Source organism: Amycolatopsis sp. VS8301801F10 (assembly GCF_046195355.1).
GTDB lineage: Bacteria > Actinomycetota > Actinomycetes > Mycobacteriales > Pseudonocardiaceae > Amycolatopsis.
Window position 1 is genome coordinate 293910 of the sequence record NZ_CP176065.1, and the last position, 20252, is coordinate 314161.

16 protein-coding genes are annotated in these 20252 nt (G+C 71.1%); 5 read left to right on the forward strand and 11 right to left on the reverse strand.

The annotated features are described in order from the left end of the window. Positions 1–22 precede the first annotated feature (22 nt). The 5 genes from F9C11_RS01335 to F9C11_RS01355 are packed head-to-tail and all read right to left on the reverse strand — an operon-like array spanning position 23 to position 5524. Positions 23–1303 carry a DUF58 domain-containing protein gene (locus F9C11_RS01335; protein ID WP_409183132.1) on the reverse strand — a complete coding sequence of 427 codons (1281 nt, stop codon included), beginning with the start codon at positions 1301–1303 and terminating at the stop codon, positions 23–25. Continuing rightward, entirely contained in the window at positions 1304–2269 is a 966-nt protein-coding gene (locus F9C11_RS01340) for an AAA family ATPase (protein WP_409183133.1), read from the reverse strand. Beyond that, entirely contained in the window at positions 2266–3405 is a 1140-nt protein-coding gene (locus tag F9C11_RS01345) for a DUF4350 domain-containing protein (RefSeq protein ID WP_409183134.1), read from the reverse strand. The genes F9C11_RS01340 and F9C11_RS01345 overlap by 4 nt, the downstream gene beginning before the upstream one ends. Continuing rightward, on the reverse strand, positions 3402–4037 hold the full coding sequence (locus F9C11_RS01350; protein WP_409183135.1) for a DUF4129 domain-containing protein: 636 nt from the start codon (positions 4035–4037) through the stop codon (positions 3402–3404). Before F9C11_RS01350 ends, F9C11_RS01345 begins: the two co-directional genes overlap by 4 nt. Further along, positions 4031–5524 (reverse strand): hypothetical protein, encoded by a 1494-nt coding sequence (locus F9C11_RS01355; protein WP_409183136.1) that lies wholly within the window; start codon positions 5522–5524, stop codon positions 4031–4033. The genes F9C11_RS01350 and F9C11_RS01355 overlap by 7 nt, the downstream gene beginning before the upstream one ends. A 198-nt stretch (positions 5525–5722) precedes the next feature. Between F9C11_RS01355 and F9C11_RS01360 the strand changes: the two genes are divergently transcribed. After that, complete coding sequence (locus F9C11_RS01360) at positions 5723–6907, forward strand: neutral zinc metallopeptidase (protein WP_409183137.1); 1185 nt, start codon at positions 5723–5725, stop codon at positions 6905–6907. Between the two features lie 35 nt (positions 6908–6942). On the opposite strand, the gene F9C11_RS01365 is transcribed toward F9C11_RS01360, so the two are convergent. Both F9C11_RS01365 and F9C11_RS01370 read right to left on the reverse strand, forming a co-directional pair. Then, on the reverse strand, positions 6943–7413 hold the full coding sequence (locus tag F9C11_RS01365; protein WP_409183138.1) for a hypothetical protein: 471 nt from the start codon (positions 7411–7413) through the stop codon (positions 6943–6945). A 604-nt stretch (positions 7414–8017) separates the two neighbouring features. Next, positions 8018–9100, reverse strand: coding sequence for a potassium channel family protein (locus tag F9C11_RS01370; RefSeq protein ID WP_409183139.1), 1083 nt, complete (start codon positions 9098–9100; stop codon positions 8018–8020). 106 nt (positions 9101–9206) lie between these two features. Between F9C11_RS01370 and F9C11_RS01375 the strand changes: the two genes are divergently transcribed. Then, a complete protein-coding gene (locus F9C11_RS01375; protein WP_409183140.1) occupies positions 9207–9590 on the forward strand; it encodes a DoxX family protein in 384 nt (127 codons plus the stop codon). Between the two features lie 3 nt (positions 9591–9593). Here F9C11_RS01375 and F9C11_RS01380 read toward each other — a convergent pair whose 3' ends face one another. After that, the gene (locus F9C11_RS01380; protein ID WP_409183141.1) at positions 9594–12962 is read right to left on the reverse strand and encodes an ATP-dependent helicase; all 3369 of its coding nucleotides are present in this window, start codon (positions 12960–12962) and stop codon (positions 9594–9596) included. After that, positions 12959–16132 (reverse strand): ATP-dependent helicase, encoded by a 3174-nt coding sequence (locus tag F9C11_RS01385; RefSeq protein WP_409186785.1) that lies wholly within the window; start codon positions 16130–16132, stop codon positions 12959–12961. Before F9C11_RS01385 ends, F9C11_RS01380 begins: the two co-directional genes overlap by 4 nt. Positions 16133–16248: 116 nt before the next feature. Here F9C11_RS01385 and F9C11_RS01390 point away from each other — a divergent pair, with 116 nt between their 5' ends. Both F9C11_RS01390 and F9C11_RS01395 read left to right on the forward strand, forming a co-directional pair. Beyond that, complete coding sequence (locus F9C11_RS01390; protein ID WP_409183142.1) at positions 16249–16578, forward strand: MGMT family protein; 330 nt, start codon at positions 16249–16251, stop codon at positions 16576–16578. Between the two features lie 420 nt (positions 16579–16998). Next, positions 16999–17820, forward strand: a complete 822-nt coding sequence (locus F9C11_RS01395) for a siderophore-interacting protein (RefSeq protein ID WP_409183143.1) — start codon at positions 16999–17001, stop codon at positions 17818–17820. On the opposite strand, the gene F9C11_RS01400 is transcribed toward F9C11_RS01395, so the two are convergent. Both F9C11_RS01400 and F9C11_RS01405 read right to left on the reverse strand, forming a co-directional pair. Continuing rightward, positions 17817–18623, reverse strand: a complete 807-nt coding sequence (locus F9C11_RS01400) for a uroporphyrinogen-III synthase (RefSeq protein ID WP_409183144.1) — start codon at positions 18621–18623, stop codon at positions 17817–17819. The genes F9C11_RS01395 and F9C11_RS01400 overlap by 4 nt on opposite strands. Before the next feature lie 190 nt (positions 18624–18813). Further along, complete coding sequence (locus F9C11_RS01405; protein WP_409183145.1) at positions 18814–19791, reverse strand: helix-turn-helix transcriptional regulator; 978 nt, start codon at positions 19789–19791, stop codon at positions 18814–18816. Between the two features lie 62 nt (positions 19792–19853). Here F9C11_RS01405 and F9C11_RS01410 point away from each other — a divergent pair, with 62 nt between their 5' ends. Continuing rightward, positions 19854–20249 carry a DUF3224 domain-containing protein gene (locus F9C11_RS01410; RefSeq protein ID WP_409183146.1) on the forward strand — a complete coding sequence of 132 codons (396 nt, stop codon included), beginning with the start codon at positions 19854–19856 and terminating at the stop codon, positions 20247–20249. Positions 20250–20252: the final 3 nt, after the last annotated feature.

Consider the following 20252-nt stretch of genomic DNA (forward strand, 5'->3'; position numbering starts at 1 on the left):
GGCTCAGATTCCCCTCACGGACCTACAACCGGCCCGCCGCCTTCAGGGCGAGGTACCGGTCCGCCAGCGCAGGCGGCAACTCCTCCGGCACCGCGTCCACCACCCCCACTCCATGCCGGGTCAGCCAAGCCACCGAAGACTCCCTGTCCGCCAGCGCCCGTTCCGCCGCGGCAGCGTCGTAAACCGCCTCCGCCGATCCGCGCGAAGCTGCCATCTCCGCTACCCGCGGATCCGCCACCGAAGCCACCAGCACCTCGTGCCGAGCGGTCAACGATCCCAGCACCGGGAACAACCCCTCCTGCAACGGGGCCGGTTCCAGCCCGGTCAGCAGCACCACCAAAGCCCGCCGCCGCGTGCGGCGCAAGACTTCCGCCACCATGCCCCGGGCGTCGGTCTCCACCAGCGACGGTTCGATCGTGGCCAAGGCGTTCACCAAGGACGGCGTCGAAGCATTCGGCACCGACGCCCGCACCCGGCGGTCGTAAGCGACCAGGTCGACCCGGTCCCCTGCCCGGGAGGCCAGTGCGGCCAGCAGAAGCGCCGCGTCCATCGCCGCGTCCAACCGGGGTGCGTCGCCGACTCGACCCGCCGAGACGCGGCCGGTGTCCAGCACCAAAACCAGCTGCCGGTCGCGTTCCGGACGCCACGTCCGCACCATCACGTCGGACGCGCGGGCCGTCGCGCGCCAGTCGATCGACCGGACGTCGTCGCCGATCACGTACTCGCGCAGGGAGTCGAATTCCGTTCCCTGGCCCCGAATCAGCACCGCGTTGCGGCCGTCCAGCTGCTGCAACCGCGCCAGCCGCGACGGCAGATGCTTGCGGCTGTGGAACGGCGGCAGCACCCGGACCGTCCACGGCACCTCGTGCGAACCCTGCCGCGCGGCCAATCCCAGCGGGCCCACCGCGCGCACGGTCACCCGGGCCGCAACACGGTCGCCTCGGCGGGTCGGGAGCAGCGCGGTCGTCAGCGCACGCCGTTCGCCAGCAGGAACCACCAGCGCGTGCCGGTCATCCGCACCGGCGCTCGGCGGCCAGGCATCCCGCAGCGAGCCGCGGACGGTGCGCCCGCCGGGGTTCGTGACGGTCAGCGTGACCTCGGCGGGCTCCCCCAGCCGGACGGAAGTGGTGCCGCTGCGCGAAAACCGCAGCGCCCGCACGCTCCCGGCCAAGACGAGATCCACGACGACCAGCACCAGCAGCACCGCGCCCACCACCGCGACGCCGGTGCCGGACGGGAACAGCAGCCCGACCACCAGCGCCCCCAGGAGCGCCAGCAGCCCGAGCCGCCCGGTGACGGCCATTTAGCGCGGCACCGGCACGGAGGCCAGCACCCGGTCGAGGACACCGTCCGCGGTCACGCCTTCGAGTTCGGCTTCGGGCCGCACGTCGAGCCGGTGCCGGAGCGCCGGACGGGCCAGCGCCTTGACGTCGTCCGGCGTCGCGTAATCCCGGCCGGACAGCCAGGCCCACGCGCGCGTCACGGCGAGCAAAGCCGTTGCGCCACGCGGAGAAACGCCGATCCGCACCGCCGGCAGCTCCCGTGTCGCGCGGCAGAGGTCGACGACGTAGCCGATCACTTCCGGTCCGACGGTCACCTTCGCGACCGCCTCCCGCGCGGCCGCGAGTTCCGCCGCGCCAGCCACCGGACGGACCCCCGCGGCGGCGAGATTCCGCGGATCGAAACCCTGGGCGTGCCGCCAAAGAATGCCGATCTCGTCCTCCCGCGAGGGAGCCGGCATGGTCAGCTTCAACAGGAACCGGTCCAGCTGCGCCTCGGGCAGCGGGTAAGTGCCCTCGTACTCGACCGGGTTCTGCGTCGCGATCACCACGAACGGATCCGGCAGCGGCCGCGAGACGCCGTCGATCGACACCTGCCGCTCCTCCATCGCCTCCAGCAGCGACGACTGCGTCTTCGGCGGCGTCCGGTTGATTTCGTCGGCCAGCAGCAGATTCGTGAACACCGGGCCCTCGCGGAAGGAAAACTCACCGCTGTGCGCGTCGTACACAATGGACCCGGTGACGTCGCCCGGCATCAGGTCCGGCGTGAACTGCACGCGCGTCGTCTTCAACTCCAGCGACGCGGCCAACGCCCGCACCAGCAGCGTTTTCGCGACCCCTGGCACGCCTTCCAGCAGCACGTGCCCCCGGCAGAGCAGCGCGAGGATGAGCCCGGTGACGGCCGCGTCGTTGCCGACCACGGCCTTCCCGACCTCGGCGCGCAACGCGATCAGGGCCGCCCGCGCGTCCTGCTTCTGTTCGGTACTCAAGAACGCTCCACCTCTCGTTCCACCGCGTCAAGTTCGTCCGCCAGCCGCACCAGCGCCGCCTCGTCGGACGGCGACGGGCCGTACAGCACCGCCCCGACCTCGTTCGGCGCCCGGCCGGTCCGCGCGCTCACCGTCTCCACCACCGCGGGCGGGCCGGCGTCGCGCGGCAATCCCAGTCTCTTCCGCAGCCTTGTCCGGGCCGCCTCGCGCAAGGTTTCCGCCGCGTGCCCGGTCGCGCCGCCCCGCCGGTACAGCCGGGCCCGGCCCTCCGCCGTTTCCGCCGACCGCACGACCACCGGCAGCGGTTCGCGCACCACCGGCCCGAGCCGCCGCGCCCGCCACAGTGCGAAAAGGACGATCGCGATTCCCGCGGTCAGCGCGCCGTACCGCCAGCCGGGCGGAATCAGGTCGACAAACGGTTTCTTCTCGTCGTCCAGCGCGGGGTCCGCTGTGGACGGTACGTACCAGACCAGCTTCCGGTGATCGCCCAGCAACCGCATGCCGAACGCCGCGTTGCCGTCCTTGGCGATTTGGTCGTTGGTGAACGCGTCCGCCGAGCCGAGCACGCTCACCGTGCCGGTCCGGTCCGCCAGCTGCACGAAAGTCGGCTCGCCGCCGTCGCGGTAGCAAGCCCGCGCCGTCTTGTCGTCCGTGCGGTAATGGCGGCCGCCGAGCGTGACCGAACCCGCGCTGACCGCCGCGCCGACCGTGCAATCCGGTTGCAGCGTACGCACTTCTCCCGCCCCGACCGGGGAAGCCGTCGGCGCGGTCATGCCCAACGCTTTCGATCCGGGCGCGACGAGCACCAGGTGCGCGACCCGGCGGCGCAGCTCGGCCAACCCGTCCTTCGGCACCAGCTGCGGGTTGGTCACCAGCAGGGTTCCGCTGTCGGCGGCCTCGCGGGCCTCGGCGAGCGAACGCACCGCGCGGACCTGAACGCCTTCCTGCTCCAGCAAATGCGCGAGAGCGTGGCTGCCGCGCGGCTCATAGGAACCGGGGTCGAATTCGCCGCTCGTCTGGTCGCCGCGGCTGAGCACGATCGCCAGCGCGATGAGCACGATCAGCAGGAGCAGCGCCAGCGGAACCCGGGTGCCACGCCAGATTCGGCGCAGATCCGGCGAAACAGCCGTGCTCATGCGTCCGCCAAAACCGGTCGCGCGCGCTGGACGCGTTCGTCCACTTCGGACAAGGCGCGGTATCCGGCTTCGGTGCCCGGCCGTCCGCCGTAGTGCACGTCGTCGAACTGCCGCGCGGCGGCGGTCAGTTCAACCGCCAGCTCCGGCAGGAACCTTCCGGCTTCGGCGATGGCCTCGTCCGCGGTCCGGCCGGAGCGGACGTCGAGGAGCGCGCGCTCTTCCATCCCCCGCACCAGCGCGCGGAACCGGTCCCGCACCGCGTCCGCGAACTCGCCGCGCGCGGCGGCTTCCTCGGCGGCTTTCCGGTATTCGTCCGCGGTCTGCCGCCGTCCGCCGAACACCTCGCCGGACGTCTTCGCCGACCGGCCGACCTTGCCCACCCGCAGCCGCACGACCACGATCAGCACGATCAGCAAGCCCAGCACCAGCAGCAGGCCGAACGGGCCGCCGGGCACGTCGGACAACGCGTTGAACAGCTCGGAAATCCGCTGCCCGAGCCACTGCCAGAACTGTTCGAGCAGACCTGGCCGCGCGGCGGCGTAATTCGGGTCGGTCAGTTCCTGGACCGCCCGCAGCCGGGCCGGGTCCCGGTCGATGTCGACCGGGACGTCGGCGGGAAAACCGATCACCACGCCTGCCGCGGCGGCTGGATGCCCGCCGCCCTGGCCAGCTCGATGTCCATGCCCTCGCGGCGCATCCGCTGGTCGATGTAGAGCACCACGGTGACCAGCGCGGTGAACGGCATGACGATCGTCTCCGCGATCACCTTGCCCACCGACTGCAGCACCAGACCGCCGGTCGTCACCTCCGGCAGGTTCCCCGCCTGCGGGTCGAAGATGGCGGTGAACCCGCCCGAGCCGAGGCTGAACGGAACGCCGATGATCGCCGAGATCAGCCAGCCGATCACGGCGGCCAGCAGCAGCACCCCGAACACCCGCCAGAACATGCCCGAGACGAGCTGGCGCGACCGCGTGAACGCCTGCCCGATGGTGCCGCGTTCCAGCACCAGCGCGGGACCGGCGAGCGACCAGAACACGTACGGCACCACGGCGGGCAGCAGGCAGAAGGCCGCGGCGACCATCGTGGCCAGCGTGTACAGCACGGTGACCGCCAGCAGCGGCAGCAGCCGCGGCGCGGCTTCACGCATCGCCGAACCGAAGTCGACCGGACGGCCGAGCACCGCCTTGCCCATCACCACGGTGAGGAAGCCGGTGAGGAAAGTCTGCGCCAGCATGGAGATCACGAGCGTCGGCACCAGCGCGGTGAGCGCGGAGCCCAGCAGGCTGTACGCCGCGTCGAGCTGCTGCTGCGGCGTCGCGGCCGGGCCGAGCTGGGTGACCCGGTTGAAATCGGGCAGCAGCCACAGCGTCGCGACGAGGTTCAGCCCGGCCGAGATCACCGCGACGACCGCGGACACCCCGAGGATCAGCAGCGGATACCGGCGGATCGCGGTGATCGCGCCGTCGAGGATGTCGCCGAGGTTCAACGGGCGCAACGCGATCACGCCCGGTTTGCCCAGCCCGTTCGGACTCCAGCCCGGGGCGGGACGGCCGTGGCCGGGGTACTGCGGAAGCGGTTGCTGGCCGGGGGATTGCCACTGGCCACCGGCTGAGGGCGGCGGCGCGTCCGGCGGCGGGAAGACGCTGGGCGGCGGGGTTTCTCCGGCGGGAGAAGCCGCGCCCGGCTGCGCCGGAGTGGTTCCGGCTGGGGTTTCGCCGCTCGGCTGCGGTGTCGCGTCAGCGGGGTTCGTGCTGCCGGAAGACGACGTTCCCGGCGCTTCCCCACCCGGCTGCGGTGTCGCGCCAGCCGGATTCGCACTGCCCGACGACGAAATCCCCGAAGCTTCCCCACCCGGCGGCGAAGCCGCGCCAGCCGGGTTTTCGCTGGCAGGCGACGGATTCGCGCTGGCCTGCCCAGCCTCGGCGGGCGGATGAGCCCCGGCCGAAGCCGCGTTTTCGCTGCCGGACGGCGAACTTCCGGCGTTCGTGCCGGACGGGGTGTCCGTTTCGCCGGTCTTCGGCGGAGCGGCGGCGGATGCGTCCGGGTCGGGACCGGCGAAGCCCCGGCTCGGCGTAGGCGTGTCGTCCCCCTGCCCGGGCGCACCGGGTGCGTTTGTCATCGGAGCCCCTCGTCTGCACAGCCCTGCGGTTGCTGCCGTCACTCTTCCAGAGCCGTCCGCACCCGGCCAGACCTGGGGGGACGTCCGGGCGGGCAGCCAGTCCGGCGAAGTGCTGCGGAGGGCCGGGGGTCCCCCGATATGCTGAACGGCAAGCCGGGGAACGCCCGGCCCGCGCCGAGACCCACCGGGACTGCCCTGATGACGCAACCGCCCTACGGCCAGGTGCCGCCACGCGGGACCGTTCAACCGCCGCCGGTGCCGGGCCAAGGACCGGTGCCGCCGGGCCAGTACCCGGGCCAGGCGCAAGGCTCCTACCAGGCCCAGCCCGGACAGGCGCCGTATCAGGGACAGCAGCCGCCGTACCAGGGTCCGCCGCCGCAGGGTCCGCAGTGGCAGCAGCCGCCGTCCTATCCGGTGCCGCCGCGCAAGCCGACCGGGCTGATCGTCGGGCTGTGCCTGGGCGCGGTCGCGGTGCTGGCGCTGGGCGTCGTCGCGATCGTTTCGCTCAACCGCGGTTCCGGGCCGAGCAACGCCGGCTACCAGGCCGCGCCGCCCTCGCCGACGTCCGCCTACGAACTGCCGCCCACCAGCGGTTCCTCCACCGCTTCGAGCACGCCGACCAGTCCCTCGGACAGCCCGGGCACCTCGACCAGCGCGGGCCCGCACAAGATCCTCAAGCTGGCCGACCACCCGATCCTGCAGGACCCCAACGCCGGCCTGCAGAACCGCGTCTGCAACCTGCCGCCGTGGACGAGCACGCAGGACGGCGCGGAAGCGTTCTTCACCGCGGCGAGCAAATGCCTCGACGCGGCGTGGGGCCCGTTCCTCGAGTCCTACCACCTGCCGTTCACGCCGCCCGCGCTGCACTTCCCGACCGGGCCGAGCTTCGACACCGAATGCGGCACCATCCAGGTCGGCATCGCCACCGCGGCGTACTACTGCGAGAACAACCTGTACGTCCCGTTCAAGGGCCTGCAGACCGACCAGTACGGCAACAACCCCGGCGTCTACCTGGCGTTGTTCGCCCACGAGTACGGCCACCACGTGCAGGAAGTCGCGGGCATCATGGACGCGGCGTGGCAGAAGATCTACGCGGCCGGGCAGAACAGCCCCGAGGGCCTGGACATGTCGCGCCGCAAAGAACTCCAGGCGCAGTGCTTCTCCGGGATGTTCCTCGGCGCGCACGTCGACCGCGGCGGCACGATCACCCGCGACATGTACAACAAGGCCTGGAACGACCAGGAAACGCGCGGGGACAACACTTCCCGCAGCCACGACCACGGCACCAACGCGCACTACGCGCAGTGGTGGCGCGCCGGGGCGAAGGACAACCGGATCGCGGACTGCAACACCTTCGCCGCGTCCGCCTCGGACGTCAGCTGATCGCCTGCGGCACTACGGGCGTAGTGGTCGCGGCTTCAGCTGAGCAGCGCGAGCTTGCCCGGACCGCGGATCACCAGGTAGGCGTACATCCCGCCGCAGAAGCAGGCGAACACCAGCAGCGCCAGCGCGATCGGCGCGCGCAGGTCCTGCGCGCCCGCGGTGGTGTCCGGCATGGTGACCGAGACGACGCCGTCCGCCGGGGCGTCGTCCGAGACCAGCACCTGGAGGTGCTCGTCCTTGCCGTGCCCGCAGCTGTCGAGGGCGCCCTGGCGCGGTTTGCCGCCGAGCTTGAACGAGACCGTTTCGGCCGCCCCGGGAACGGAACAGTCGACGGCCTTGGTGATCTGGGCGTCCACCGGCGCGCCGGGCGACTTCGGGTGGATGCCGAGCAGCCCCGGGCCGGCGAGCCACGCCAAGACCACGACGAGCACCCCGGCCGCGACCGGGATGCCCACCTGCAGCCCCCGCTTGACGGGGCTCTTATGCGGGGGGTCGGAAACCTGCACGACGCCATGCTTCCAGATGCCGGGGGCAAAACCCAGTGAGGTGCCCGCGCACGGGGGACCCCGGGCGAGCCCGCATCCGCTCCGGCACCGGCCGCCACCCGCGACGGCATCCGCTACGGAGCCCGCCACCACCCGAGAGCGCACCCACTAGGGCACCGGCCGCCACCCGAAACCGGATCCGCCACAGCACCCGCCGCCACCCGAGGCCGCATCCCCGCCACCACCCGAGACGGCATCCGCCACGGAGCCCGCCACCACTCGAGACCGCACCCACTAGGGCACCCGCCACGGCCCGAGACACCACACCCGCCACCGCCCCAGCCGCCGCTCGAGACCGCATCCATCACGGTGCCCACCACCCGAGACACCGCACCCGCCACCGCCCCAGACCGCATCCGCCGCCCACCCGGCCGACCCCGGTTCCACTCGCCGCACCGCCACTCCCCATTCCGCCTTGGGTGCGTCTGACGCACCCAAGGCCACATCGGGGCTCGCGATGCACCCCAATGCGGCATGGGCGTCGGCTCAGCAGCGGGTGCGGAGTCAGCGGATGCGCGCGAGTAGTCCCGGCGCGCGATGCCGAGGAAGCGAAATCCGGCGAACCTCAGCGTTCGATGTGGTCGACCTGCGTGACCTTCTTGACGTACAGCAGCCGGTCCCCCGGTTCCAGCGCGTCCGCCTGCGGAGCGTCCACCCGGTAGAGCACCCCGTCGCGCACCACGCCGAGCACGATGTCCCCCAGGTGCCGGGGCGAGCCGCCTTCCTCGCTCGGTTCGATGCCGCGCTCGGCGATCGCCAGGCCGGACTCCGGCGTGAGCAAGTCCTCGACCATGTCCACCACGAGCGGGCTGGACGTCGCCATCCCGAGCAGCCGTCCGGCGGTCTCGCTCGACACCACGACCTGGTTGGCCCCGGACTGCTTCAGCAGGTGCACGTTCTCCGCCTCGCGCACCGACGCCACGATGTGCGCCTTCGGAGCCAGCTCGCGCGCGGTGAGGGTGACCAGCACGGCGGTGTCGTCGCGGTTCGGCGCGACCACCACCGCTCGCGCGTGCTGCACGCCGGCGACGCGCAGGACGTCCGCCCGGGTCGCCGATCCGTGCACGGTGACGAGGCCGAGCGCGCTCGCCGCGTCCAGCGCCTGCTGGTCGGTGTCGACGACCACGACGCGGTTGGCCTGCACCTCCTCGTCGCCGAGCAGCGCGTTGACCGCCGAGCGGCCCTTCGTGCCGAAACCGACGACGACGGTGTGGTCACGCACCTTCGTCCTCCACTTCTGGATTTTGAACGCCTGCCGGGAGCGCTCGGTGAGCACTTCCAGGGTGGTCCCGACGAGGACGATGAGGAAGAGCACCCGCAGCGGCGTGATCACGATGACGTTCACCAGCCGCGCGGACGCGGTGGCCGGGGCGATGTCGCCGTAGCCGGTGGTCGAGAGGGAAACCGTCGCGTAGTAGAGCGAGTCGAGCAGCGAGAGGCCGTCGCCGTTGGCGTCGCGGTAGCCGTCCCGGTCGAGGTAGACGATCAGCACCGTGGCGAGCAGGGCCAGCAGCGCGCCGATGATCCGCTTGACGATCGACCGCATCGGGCTGACCGTGAGTTCCGGCATCCGGATCACGCCGACGAGCTCGTGGTCGGGCCGGTCGTTCAACCGGACGTTCAGGGGCAGCCGTTTCAAGGCCTTCATGCACCGGCTCCCCGCGGGCGTTCGGCGTCACTCACAGCCGGGAGGATAACCCAATCGGAGCACCCGCACATCCGTCCCGAGGTTCTTGCTGTGGCAGGCTTGCCGCATGTCCGAGCCTCGCGCGTCGCAACGTCCGGCGCATTTTCTCGCCGTCCTCCTCGCCGGGGCGGGCGTTATGCACTTCGTCCGGCCCAAGCCGTTCGACGCGCTGGTCCCGAAGGAATTGCCCGGTGACCGGCGCACCTGGACGTACGCCTCGGGCGTCGCCGAGATGACCGTCGCCGCCGGGATCGCCTTGCCGCGCACGCGTCGGCTGGGCGGGCTGGCGGCGGCGCTGCTGTTCGTCGGGGTCTTTCCGGGGAATGTGAAAATGGCGTTGGATTATCAGCGCCGCGGGCGTCCGGCACGGGACCGCGCGGTGGCGTGGCTGCGGCTGCCGTTGCAGTGGCCGTTGGTGAGCTGGGCGTTGACCGTGCGCGATCGGGCCTAGCTTTTACTCCTGCGGCACGTTCCGCAGCAAGGCGCGCAGGCCTTCCGCGTCCAGCAGATCGGCCGGGCGCAGCGTGTGTCCATGTCGGACATAATGGAAGGCCGCGCGTACCCGGTCCACCGGGACTTTCTTCAGCGCCGCCCACGCCAGCCGGTACGCCCCGAGCTGAATCGCCAAGGCTGGCAACCGTTCTTCGGACGGGACGGAGCCGGTCTTCCAGTCCACGACGGTCCAGCCGCCGTCGGGGTCCGCGTACACCGCGTCCATCCGGCCGCGCAAAGTGATGCCTTCGACGTCCGCGGAGAACGGCACCTCCACCGCCACCGGAACCCGGTCGGCCCATTCACTGTTCTCGAAAGCCTCTTGCAGGGCTTCGAAATCGGTGTCCGGTGCTTCGCCGACGTCCGCCGCGCCGGGAAGATCGTCGATTTCCAGCAGCCGGTCGCCGGAGAACCGTTGCTCCAGCCAGCTGTGGAACGCGGTGCCGCGGCGCGCGAAGGTGTTGGGCGGCAACGGAAGCGGTCGACGCAGGCGTTGCGCCAAAGCGTCCGCGTCGGACGCCAGGTCGACCAACTGGCTCACGCTCAGCTGCGCGGGCAAGGCGACTCGATCCACAGTGGACTGCGAGCGGGCGCGTTCGGCGAGGAGGACGTCGGTGTCGGCGGCCCAGCCGTCCGGGTCCTCCGGATCAACGACGTCCTCGTCGTCTTCGAAGTATTCGTCGTCTGGCGGGTAGTCGTCTTCCGGTTCCGGCGGCAGCGGGATTTCGTCGTCGTCGGCCGCGGGCAGCGGTTCTGCCTCGGGTTCGGGTTCTTCTTCCAGCGCGGCCATTTCCGCCAGCAGCAGATCCACCCCGGTGGCCACGCCGGACCGCCGGTCGCCCAGCGGATCCACCGGCCACCGCGCCGTCCGGGAATCCGCGACCAGCGGGTTCTCCTCGTCTTCTGCCGGTTCGTCGGCCCAGACGTCCACCACGCCCAGCGGCGGATCGGCCTCGTTCATCACCTCGGCGATTTCCGACAGGAAGATCGACGGCCCTTTAGCTCGCGTACTGCTCTCGTTCCACCAATGTCCGGAAACGAGCAGTGCGCGCTCGGAGCGGGTCAGCGCGACGTAACACAACCGTCGTTCCTCGTCGGCTTCTCGCGCGACGAACCCTTCCTCGTGCAGTTCCAGCGCTTCCTGCACTTCTTTGCGGTCATAACCTTCGGCGATCTGCAGCTTAGGCAGGTCCGCCGCGTCACCGCGCAAATGCGCGGGCAGCGCAGTAGAAGTGCGCAACCACGAGGACGAACGGCGCTTGCCCGGAAACACCTCGGCGACCAAATGCGGAACAGCCACCACTTCCCACTCCAGCCCTTTGGCGGAGTGCACGGTGAGCACCTGCACGCGATCCGGAACCACCTGCACCTCACCGGGCGTGAGGCCGTCTTCCGCGTGTGCCGCGGTGTTCAGGTAGTCCACAAAGGACAGCAGAGTCGCGGTCGGCGCGGTCTCCGCGTAATCGGTGACCACTTCCGCGAACGCGTCCAAATGCGCGCGGCCCGCCGAACCGGGGCGGGCGAGCGATTCGACGTCGAGCAGCATCGTGCGTTCGACGTCCGCCACCAATTCCGGCAGCGATTGATCCAGCCGACGCCGCAGCGCGGTCAATTCCGCGCCCAGGCGGCGAATCCGGCGGTATCCCTCCGCGGAATACCGTTCCGGCGCACCGGGTTCGTCGACGGCGTCGATCAGCCCGGCCTGTTCCGCGCGTTCGGCGACCAGTTCCGGTTCCTCGCCCTCCTTCGCGCGCGGTTCGGGCGAGGTGAGTTCGTTGGCCCGCCGCCACAACGCCGCGACGTCCGCCGCCGCGATCCGCCAGCGGGCGCCCGTCAGCAGCCGGGCCGCCGCGCTGCCCGCCAGCGGATCGGCCAGCACCCGCAGCGTGGACACGAGATCGGCGACCTCCGGTTCGTCCAGCAGCCCGCCGAGGCCCACGACCTCCACCGGCAGCCCGCGCATCCGCATTTCCGCCGCGATCGGAGCCATGTCCGCCCGTCGCCGCACGAGCACCGCGGCAGTCGGCGGCTTGCCGGATTCCTCTTTCTCCGCATGCCACCGCTGCGCCATCTGGTCGGCGACCCACTCGCGTTCCGCGCGCACGTCCGGCAGCAGCGCGACCGCGATGTCCGCCGGACCGGCGCCGTCCCGCGCCCGCAGCCGTTCGACGCCGAGTCCCCGCTGCCGCAACGGTTCCGAGATCGCGTTGGCCAATTCCAGAATCTCCGGCGGATTGCGGAAACTGGTCAGCAGCCCGAATTCGTGCGCGGTTTCGAGCCGTTCCTCGCCGCGGCGGGGGAAGTCCGTGGTGAATCGGGGCAGGTTCGCCGCACTCGCGCCGCGCCAGCCGTAAATCGCCTGCGCCGGGTCACCGACCGCGGTCACTGGCATCGGCGGATGCTCGACGCCGCCGAACAACGACCGCAGCAGCACGCGCTGCGCGTGCCCGGTGTCCTGGTATTCGTCGAGCAGCACCGCACCGTAACGCTCGCGCTCCCCCGCGACCACCGCCGGATATCCCTCGGCGAGCTGCGCGGCCAGCGACATCTGGTCGGCGAAGTCGAGCGCGCCTTCCGCGCGTTTGCGCCGGTGGTAATCCTCGACCAACGGGAGCAAAGCCAGCCGAAAACGTTGTGCCGCCAGCACTTCCTGCAGCTTCACCGGAAGCGACGCACGCTGGCCTTTAGCGCGTGGAGCGTTTTCGATGATCTCGCACAGCCACTCGGTGTACTGCCCGAGTTTTTCCGTCGAAATCAGGTGCTCGCCCAGTTCACCGGCCAGCGCGAGCAGTTGCGCGGTGACCGTCGGCGGCACCCGGTCGGTGTCCAGGTCATTGTCCCAAGTGGACACCACGCGGTGCGCCAGCTGCCATGACGAAGTCTCCGAAAGCAATCGCACCCCAGGCTGCACCGGAAGCCGCAAACCGTGTTCCGACAGCAACCGTCCGGCATACGCGTGATAGGTCAGCACCGTCGGCTCGCCAGCGACCACAGTGGCCCGCAACGCGCCCGAAGGATCGATCCGCTCCAGCAGCCCCGAACCGGCCAGCCGCCGCAACCGCGCCCGCACCCGCTCGCCGAGCTGACGCGCAGCTTTCCGGGTAAAGGTCAGGCCGAGCACCCGTTCCGGGCTGACGATTCCGTTGGCCACCAGCCAGACCACGCGCGCGGCCATGGTTTCGGTCTTCCCCGCGCCCGCGCCCGCGACGACCAGCGACGGCTCGACCGGCGACGCGATCACGGTCGCCTGCTCGGGCGTCGGACGGTGCAAGCCCAGCGCGTCCGCGATTTCCGCGGGTCCGACCGGGTTAGCGACAACGACCGGGCTCACGGTCCGGTCACCTGACGCCCTTCCGGACGCAACGGGCAGCAACCACGCGCCGGACACCGGTCGCAGTCGGCGTTCTCGTGCGCCTGGTAGTCCGGACCGACCGCGGCGGCAGCGGCCGAGCGCACGAGTTCCAGCCACTCGCGCCCGCTGTCCTCGTCCATCGGCGGCTGGTCCCGTTGCGTCGCCCCGGTTTTGTTGTTCCCCTTCGCGACGTACACGAGTTTCGCGCCGCCAGGCGTGTTCTTGCCCTCGACCGCGCCCAGCAGCACCGCCAGCTGGTACGCCGCGAGCTGCGGATGCTTCTCCGCGTCCGCACTGGAGACCGGGACTTTGCCGGTCTTGATGTCCACAATGACCGGACGGCCGTCCTTGTCCATCTCGACCCGGTCGACGCGCCCGCGCAGCAGCACGCGCACCTCTTCGTCGCCCATCGGCAACTCGACCTCGATGTCCTGTTCGACCCCGGCCTCGATCAGCTCCTGCCGCGACTTTTCCAGCCACGACACGAAGTTGCGCAGCATTTGCTCCACCCGGGACCGCTCGCGCCGGGAAAACCACGGCGCGCCAGCGTCCACGCGCACCCACGCTTCGTCCAGCGCGGCCTGGATCTGCTCCTCAGTGCTGCCGCCCGCGATCGCCTGCGCCAGACCGTGCACGAGAGTTCCGGTCACCGCCGCCAGCTGCGCCGGATCGCTGCCGCCGTGCCGCTCGATCAACCAGCGCAGCGGGCACTTCACCAGGATTTCCACAGTGGACGGCGAGATCCGCATCAGGTCGCCGGGCCCGTGCACAGGGTCCTCTGTGGACGCTTCCATCAACCCGTACCAAGTGTCTGGATGCGCGCCCGGAACCCCAGCCGCGGCCAGCCGGGCGAGCTGTTTCGCCGCCCGCTTCCGGCGGTCTGGATCCGCCTTGTCGTCGCACACGACCTCGCGCAGCTCGCCGACCAGTTCGGCCAGCACGAGCGACCGGCCCGGCGGCTTCATCCGGGAGTCGAGCATGCCGTCGTCGGCGCCGTTCTCCTCCAGGTCGTCGAGGAACCGGGACGGCTGTTCGTCCTCTCCGGCCACCGCGGTCACCAGCAACGTCCGGCGCGCCCGGCTCGCCGCGAGGTAGAACAGCCGCCGTTCCTCGGCGAGAATCGGCGCGATGGCGGACACCTTGTCGTGTTCGTCCACTCCGGACAGCAGGTCGACCAATCGCTCCACGCCCAGCAGCGAACCGCGCAGCCGCAGATCCGGCCACGCGCCCTCCTGCACTCCGGCGACCGCTACCACTGTCCACTCGCGACCCGCCGAAGCGTGCGCGGTCAGCAGCGAAACCCCTTCGCCCGGAATCGCCGCCGGAGCGAGCGTGTCGCCCGCGATGTTCTGCGACGACAGGTAATCCGCGAACGCCGCGACGCTCGCCTTGGGCAACCGGTCGGCATACCGGCCGGCCGAATCGAACAACGCCACCACAGCGTCCAGGTCGCGATCAGCCTGCGCGCCGAGCGAGCCGCCGCGATCCACCAACCGCAGCAACCGTTCCTGCAGTCCGCTCGCCTGCCACAGCTCCCACAGCACCTGCTCGACGCTTTCCCCGCGGCTCACCGCCTGGTGCGTGACACTCAGCAGATTGCCGACCCGGCGCACCGGCAACGCCTCGTTGTCCGCGAGGCCGACGAGAATGTCCCCGCCGCGCAACGCTTCCACGAGCAATTCGTCGCTCGACCGCTGCCCGCCGCCCGCCAGCTCCAGCCGGCGCAGACCACGTCGCAATCGCCGCAACGCCAACGGGTCCGCCCCGCCGAGCGACGAGGACAGCAGCATCTCCGCGATGTCGACGTCGAGCAGTTCCGGCTCGGCGGCGATCCGCAACACCGCCAGCAACGGCCGTACCGCGGAGTGCTTCGCCAACGGCAATTCTTCGGTCGCCGATCCAATCGGGACCCCCGCCGCCCGCAAAGCACGTTGCAGCACAAGGAAAGTCCGTGCCGGAGACCGCACCAGCACCGCCATCTCCGACCAGGGCACGCCGTCGACGAGATGCGCCCGACGCAGCTGATCGGCGATCCAGCTGGCTTCCGCCGCCGGGGTCGGCATCAATCGCACCCGAACCTTGCCACCGCGTTTCCCTTGCGGCGTAACCAACTTCCGATGCGGTGACGCGCCAGGCAACGTCGCGCCGAGTTTCGCGACCGCCGCCCGGACCGTCGGGGCGAGCCGGTGCGACGTGGTCAGCAGGACCGTCCGGTCGCCGTCGTTGTCGGCGTCCGCGAACAGCTTCGGGTCCGCGCCGCGGAAGGAAAACACCGACTGGTCCGGGTCGCCGGCCACCACGAACTCCTCCGCGGTGTGCCCGATCGTGCGGATCAGCTGGACCTGCAACGGATCCAGGTGGTGCGCGTCGTCCACGAACAAGTGCCGGACCCGGCCGCGCTCGCGTTCGCGCAGCTCCTCGTCGTCCTCCAGTGCGAGCAACGCCGACGTCACCAGCTCCGCGGCGTCGAGCGCGGGCGCGGCGGGCAGGCCGAGCGCGTTGCCGCCCGCCCCCTGCAGCTGGGTGACCTCCTCGTACTGCGCCCAGAAGTGCCCGGCGGCGACCCACTCCTCGCGGTCCTGGCGATGCCCGAGTTCGGTCAGATCCTCCGGCCCGAGCCCGCGTTCGGCCGCCCGCATCAGCAGGTCGCGCAACTCCTCGGCGAACCCGGGCACGGTCAGCGCCGGACGCAGCTGTTCCGGCCAGTTGGTCGCGCCCTCCTCCAGGTCGCCCTCCAGCAGCTCGCGCACGACGACGTCCTGCTCGGCCCCGGCGAGCAACCGCGGCGGCGGCAGTTCCTCGGCGCGAGCTTCCAGGCGCAGCAAGGAAAACGCGTACGAATGCACTGTGCGCACGAGGGGTTCACTCACCGTGCGCGGCAGCGGAGACTCCTGATCCGGATCCGACGTGAGCCGCCGCGTGAGGTCGGCCCGCAGCGCGTCCGCCGCCCGGCGGGACGTCGTGAGCAGCAGCACGCTCTCCGGATCCGCCCCCTCGGCGATCCGGCGCGCGGCCGCGGTGGCGAGCAAGGCCGTCTTGCCCGTGCCCGGCCCGCCGAGCACCCGACGGAACCCGGCCGGCGCCGACAGCAGCCGGCGAGCGTCTTCGTCCCAGGTGAACGTGGGTGTGACAGGGACCGGCGGGCGCACCAGCCGCGCCTGCCCGTTCCCTGCTCTCCGCACGTGCACATCAGCGATGGAACCATGCCCACTCACCCGGGTGGCGCACCGGCACACCCCTCGGCGGGACTATCCTCAGCCGGGTCATGAACGACGAACTGCACGAGCGGATACGCGCAGTCATCGCCGACGTACCCGCGGGGACAGTCGCGACGTACGGCGACGTCGCAGCGCTCTCCGGCGCCCCCTCCCCGCGCATGGTCGGCCGGGTCCTCGCCGAGGACGGCCACGACCTGCCCTGGCACCGCGTCCTCCGCGCGAACGGCACCCCCGCGCCGCACCTGCTGCACGAACAGCTCGAACGGTTGCGCGCGGAAGGCGTGCTGGCGGACGGCGAGAAGGTGGACCTGCGGAAATACCGCTGGCGCCCGAACGGGGACGAGCCTGACGCCGACGAGCCGCCCGGGTTGTTCTAGCGCCTTTCGGACCACGCCGAGGCTCGGCAGATGCCGCCTACCGCGGCGGAACTACCGCTGGCGCCCGAACGAGGACGAGCCGCCCGGGTTGTTCTAGAGCCTTTCGGACCACACCGAGGCCCGGCAGATGCCGGCTACCGCACCCGGTGCCGGTTCAGCGGTGCAGGACGTGCACCTCGGCGGCCACCCGGTGTGCCTGCTGGGCATCGAATCGCGTTCGGTGCCACGCCGCAGCGCGGCCGGGACGAGCCACGGCGGAGCTTCCGCGGAAGTCCGTGCGGGGAACCCTCCGTGAAGCAGAGTCCGTGACGGTCCCCCTCACGACCGGACACCCAGCCGCCCGCCGGCACCGGAAAGCGTGGCCTCCGCCATCCTCCCCGGCCATAGCCCGCCCCGCCGGTTTTAGGTTAGCCTCACCTCATGGGCGTCCTCACTTACCACCACGGCAGGGTCACCGCGGTCCGGCGGGTCACCCCGCACATGGCTCGGATCACCTTCGACTGCCCCGGTCTCGCGGCGGCGGGCCCGGTGGCGCCGGACGCGTACGTGAAGGTGTTCTTCCCGCTCCCCGGCGACGAGGAGCCGAACCTGCCGCCCGCCGAGACGGGTGACGACGACGTTCTGTCCTGGTATCGCCGGTACCTCGCGATGCCCGACGACGTCCGGCCGCCGATGCGGACGTACACCGTGCGCGCGGCGCGTCCGGAGACCGGCGAGGTGGACGTCGACTTCGTGCTGCACGAGGAGAGCGGCGGCCCGGCGTCGACGTGGGCCGGGCAGGCGGAGGTCGGCGGTCGGGTGGCGTTCCTCGGGCCGCACGGGCTGTACGACGTGCCGGACGGGACGACGTGGCAGCTGCTGGTCGGCGACGAAACCGCGCTGCCCGCGATCGGCGGCATTCTCGAGAGGCTGCCGCAGTCAGCGCGCGCGTCGGTGTACATCGAGATTCCGGACCGCGCGGAGCGACAGACCTTCGAGACCAACGGTGCGGTCGAAGTGCACTGGGTGGTCCGAGGTGCGCGTACGCACGGCGAAGCGCTCGTAGAGGCCGTACGCGCGGCCGAGCTGCCCAATGGCACGCCGTACGCGTGGGTGTCCGGCGAAGCAGGCGTCGTGAAGCTCGTTCGGCGACACCTTGTCCGCGAGCGCGGCTTCGACAAGACAGCCATCTGCTTCACCGGCTACTGGCGGCAAGGTCTCAGCGAAGAAGCCGCGGGACGACAGCAGGCCGAAGCGTCCTAACCCAGCTTCGCGACCACCAGCTTCACCAACGCGCCCAGCCGCTGACGCTCCGGCTGTAGCGTGCTGATTCCGGCCGCCTCCAACGGTGCCGCAGTAACCGGACCAACGCACGCGCAGACGACCGTGCCACCGCGCAGGGTCTCGCGCAGCTCCGCGCCGCGGCCGGATTCGTCGGCGAGTGCCAGGAAATTCGTTGCGGCCGGAGCGCTGGTGAACACCAAGGCGGCCAGTTCTCCGGACAACACTTCGTGGATCAACGAGAACACCGGCTCCGGATTCGGCGGCGTGTGCCAGCGATAGGGCTGTACCGCGAGCACCGACGCCCCGGCCGCGGCGAGCGGATCGCTGAACTCCGGCAGCGGTGCGCCGTGCAGTTGCAGTGCCACGCGCGCGCCCGCGACACCGGCTTCGGTGAGCGCGCCGAACAGCTCCTCGTTGGTCTCGCCGGGCGCGGAGTACTCCTCGCGCAAGCCGACGCCCCGCACCGCGCCGACCGCTTTCGGTCCGCGTGCGAAGATGCGCGACCCGGACAGCGCGTCCACCAGCGCCTCGCGAAGTCCCCAGCCTTCGGCCGCGTCGAGCCAGCCGCGGAACCCGGCTCCGGTGGTGACCGCGGTGAGGTCGATCGGCGCGGCGAGCACGGCTTCGGTGCCGCGGCGCAGTTCCGGATCGTCGGCGAGCGGCACGATGGTGATCGTCGGCGCGTGCCGCACTTCCGCGCCGTGCCGGAGCAACGCGCCGATCAGGTCGTCCGCGCGCCGCTCGGCCGTGACGCCGATCCGCACGCCGTCCAGCTCAGCCATCCGACAGCTCCATCTCTTGCGAAGGACGCGCCGTGCTCAGCGCATCGATCCGCTCGACTCGTATCCGGCGAAACCCGCCAGGCAGCCAACAGCATCCCGCCCGCGCAGCCTCCGCACCACACCGCGGCGGCACGTCTCACTCGCCGATCCAGACTCAGCGAAGGCCCGCCAACCCGGAACCCCGCCCGGCTCATTCATACGCCTGCCCCATCTCCCGGATCGCCGCCGCCAGCTCCGTGCGCAGGTCCTCCGGCGCGAGCACCTCCAGATGCGGCCCGAACCGGAGCAGTTCGCCGATCGCCGGTTCTCCCGGTTCGACCGGCAGGTCGATCGTCAACCATCCGTCGCCGTCCGGTTCCGCTCCGGCGGCGACTGCCTCGCGAAGCGCCCGCGCGCCGACGCTTCCCGCGTAGAACGGTACGAGAGCTTGGGCCCGCGGCGAGAGGCGGACTGTCGCCTTCCGGGGGTACATCCGGCGTTCGAACTGCTCGGACCACTCCTGCCAGTAACGAGCGAGGTCGAATTCCGCCGGTCGCTCGAACTCCTCGCCGAGGTCGGTCAGCTCGTGGATGCGCGAAATCCGGTAGGTGCGATCGGTCCCCTCGCACCGGGCGGCGAGGTACCAGTTGCCCGCTTTGAGGATCAGCCCGAGCGGCTCCAGCACCCGCTCGACCTCGCGCTGTCCCCACCGTTCGTACCGGACGCGGACCCGCCGCCCGGCCCACACCGCGTCGGCGACCGCGGACAGCGTCGGCAGGCTCTCGATCCCGCGATGCCAGCCGGGAACGTCCAGGTAGAACCGTTCGGCGACGCGGCCGGCGCGGCTGCGCAGCTCCTGCGGCAACGCGGCGTACAGCTTCAGCTGCGCCGCCGCCAGCACGGTGCCGAGCCCCAGCTCCGCGGCCGCCACCGGGAGCCCGGCCAGCGCCAGCGACTGGGCTTCGTCCTCGTTGAGCCCGGTCAGCCGGGTCCGGTAGCCGTCGACGAGCTGGTACCCGCCGCTGCGGCCGCGGTCGGCGTACACCGGCACGCCCGACGCCGACAGCGCCTCGATGTCCCGGTACACCGTCCGGACCGAAACCTCCAGCTCAGCGGCCAGTTCCTCGGCGGTCATCCGGCCGCGGTTCTGCAGCAGGAGAAGCACGGTGAGCAGACGTCCGGCACGCATGCGCCAAGTATGACCGAAATACCTGACACAAGATGGCAGGTATGCGTGGTTGAGTGCTCGGCATGAACACGTTTGGCATGACGAAGTGGGAAGAGCACGTGGCGAGCGGCGAGGAGGGCGGCCCGCGCGTCGCCTACGTGCACGCCGCGATGGAGTACTCGGGCGTGATCCAGGGTGCGGCCACCGGCGACTACCTGCTGTACGACCCGGGCGAGGGCTACGACGGCGGCGCGACCACGTCGCCGGGCTACGACCGGTTCGAGGGCACTGTCGACGGCCGCCGCGGCACGTTCATCGTCCGTCAGGAGTGGGGTTTCGACCCGAAGAGCATCCGCTCGACCTTCGAGGTCGTGCCCGGCTCCGGCACCGGCGAGCTGGCCGGTATCAGCGGCACCGGCACGGTGCACGGCGTGCTCGGCGAACCGACCGTGTCGTACACCTTCGACTACACGCTCTGAAGG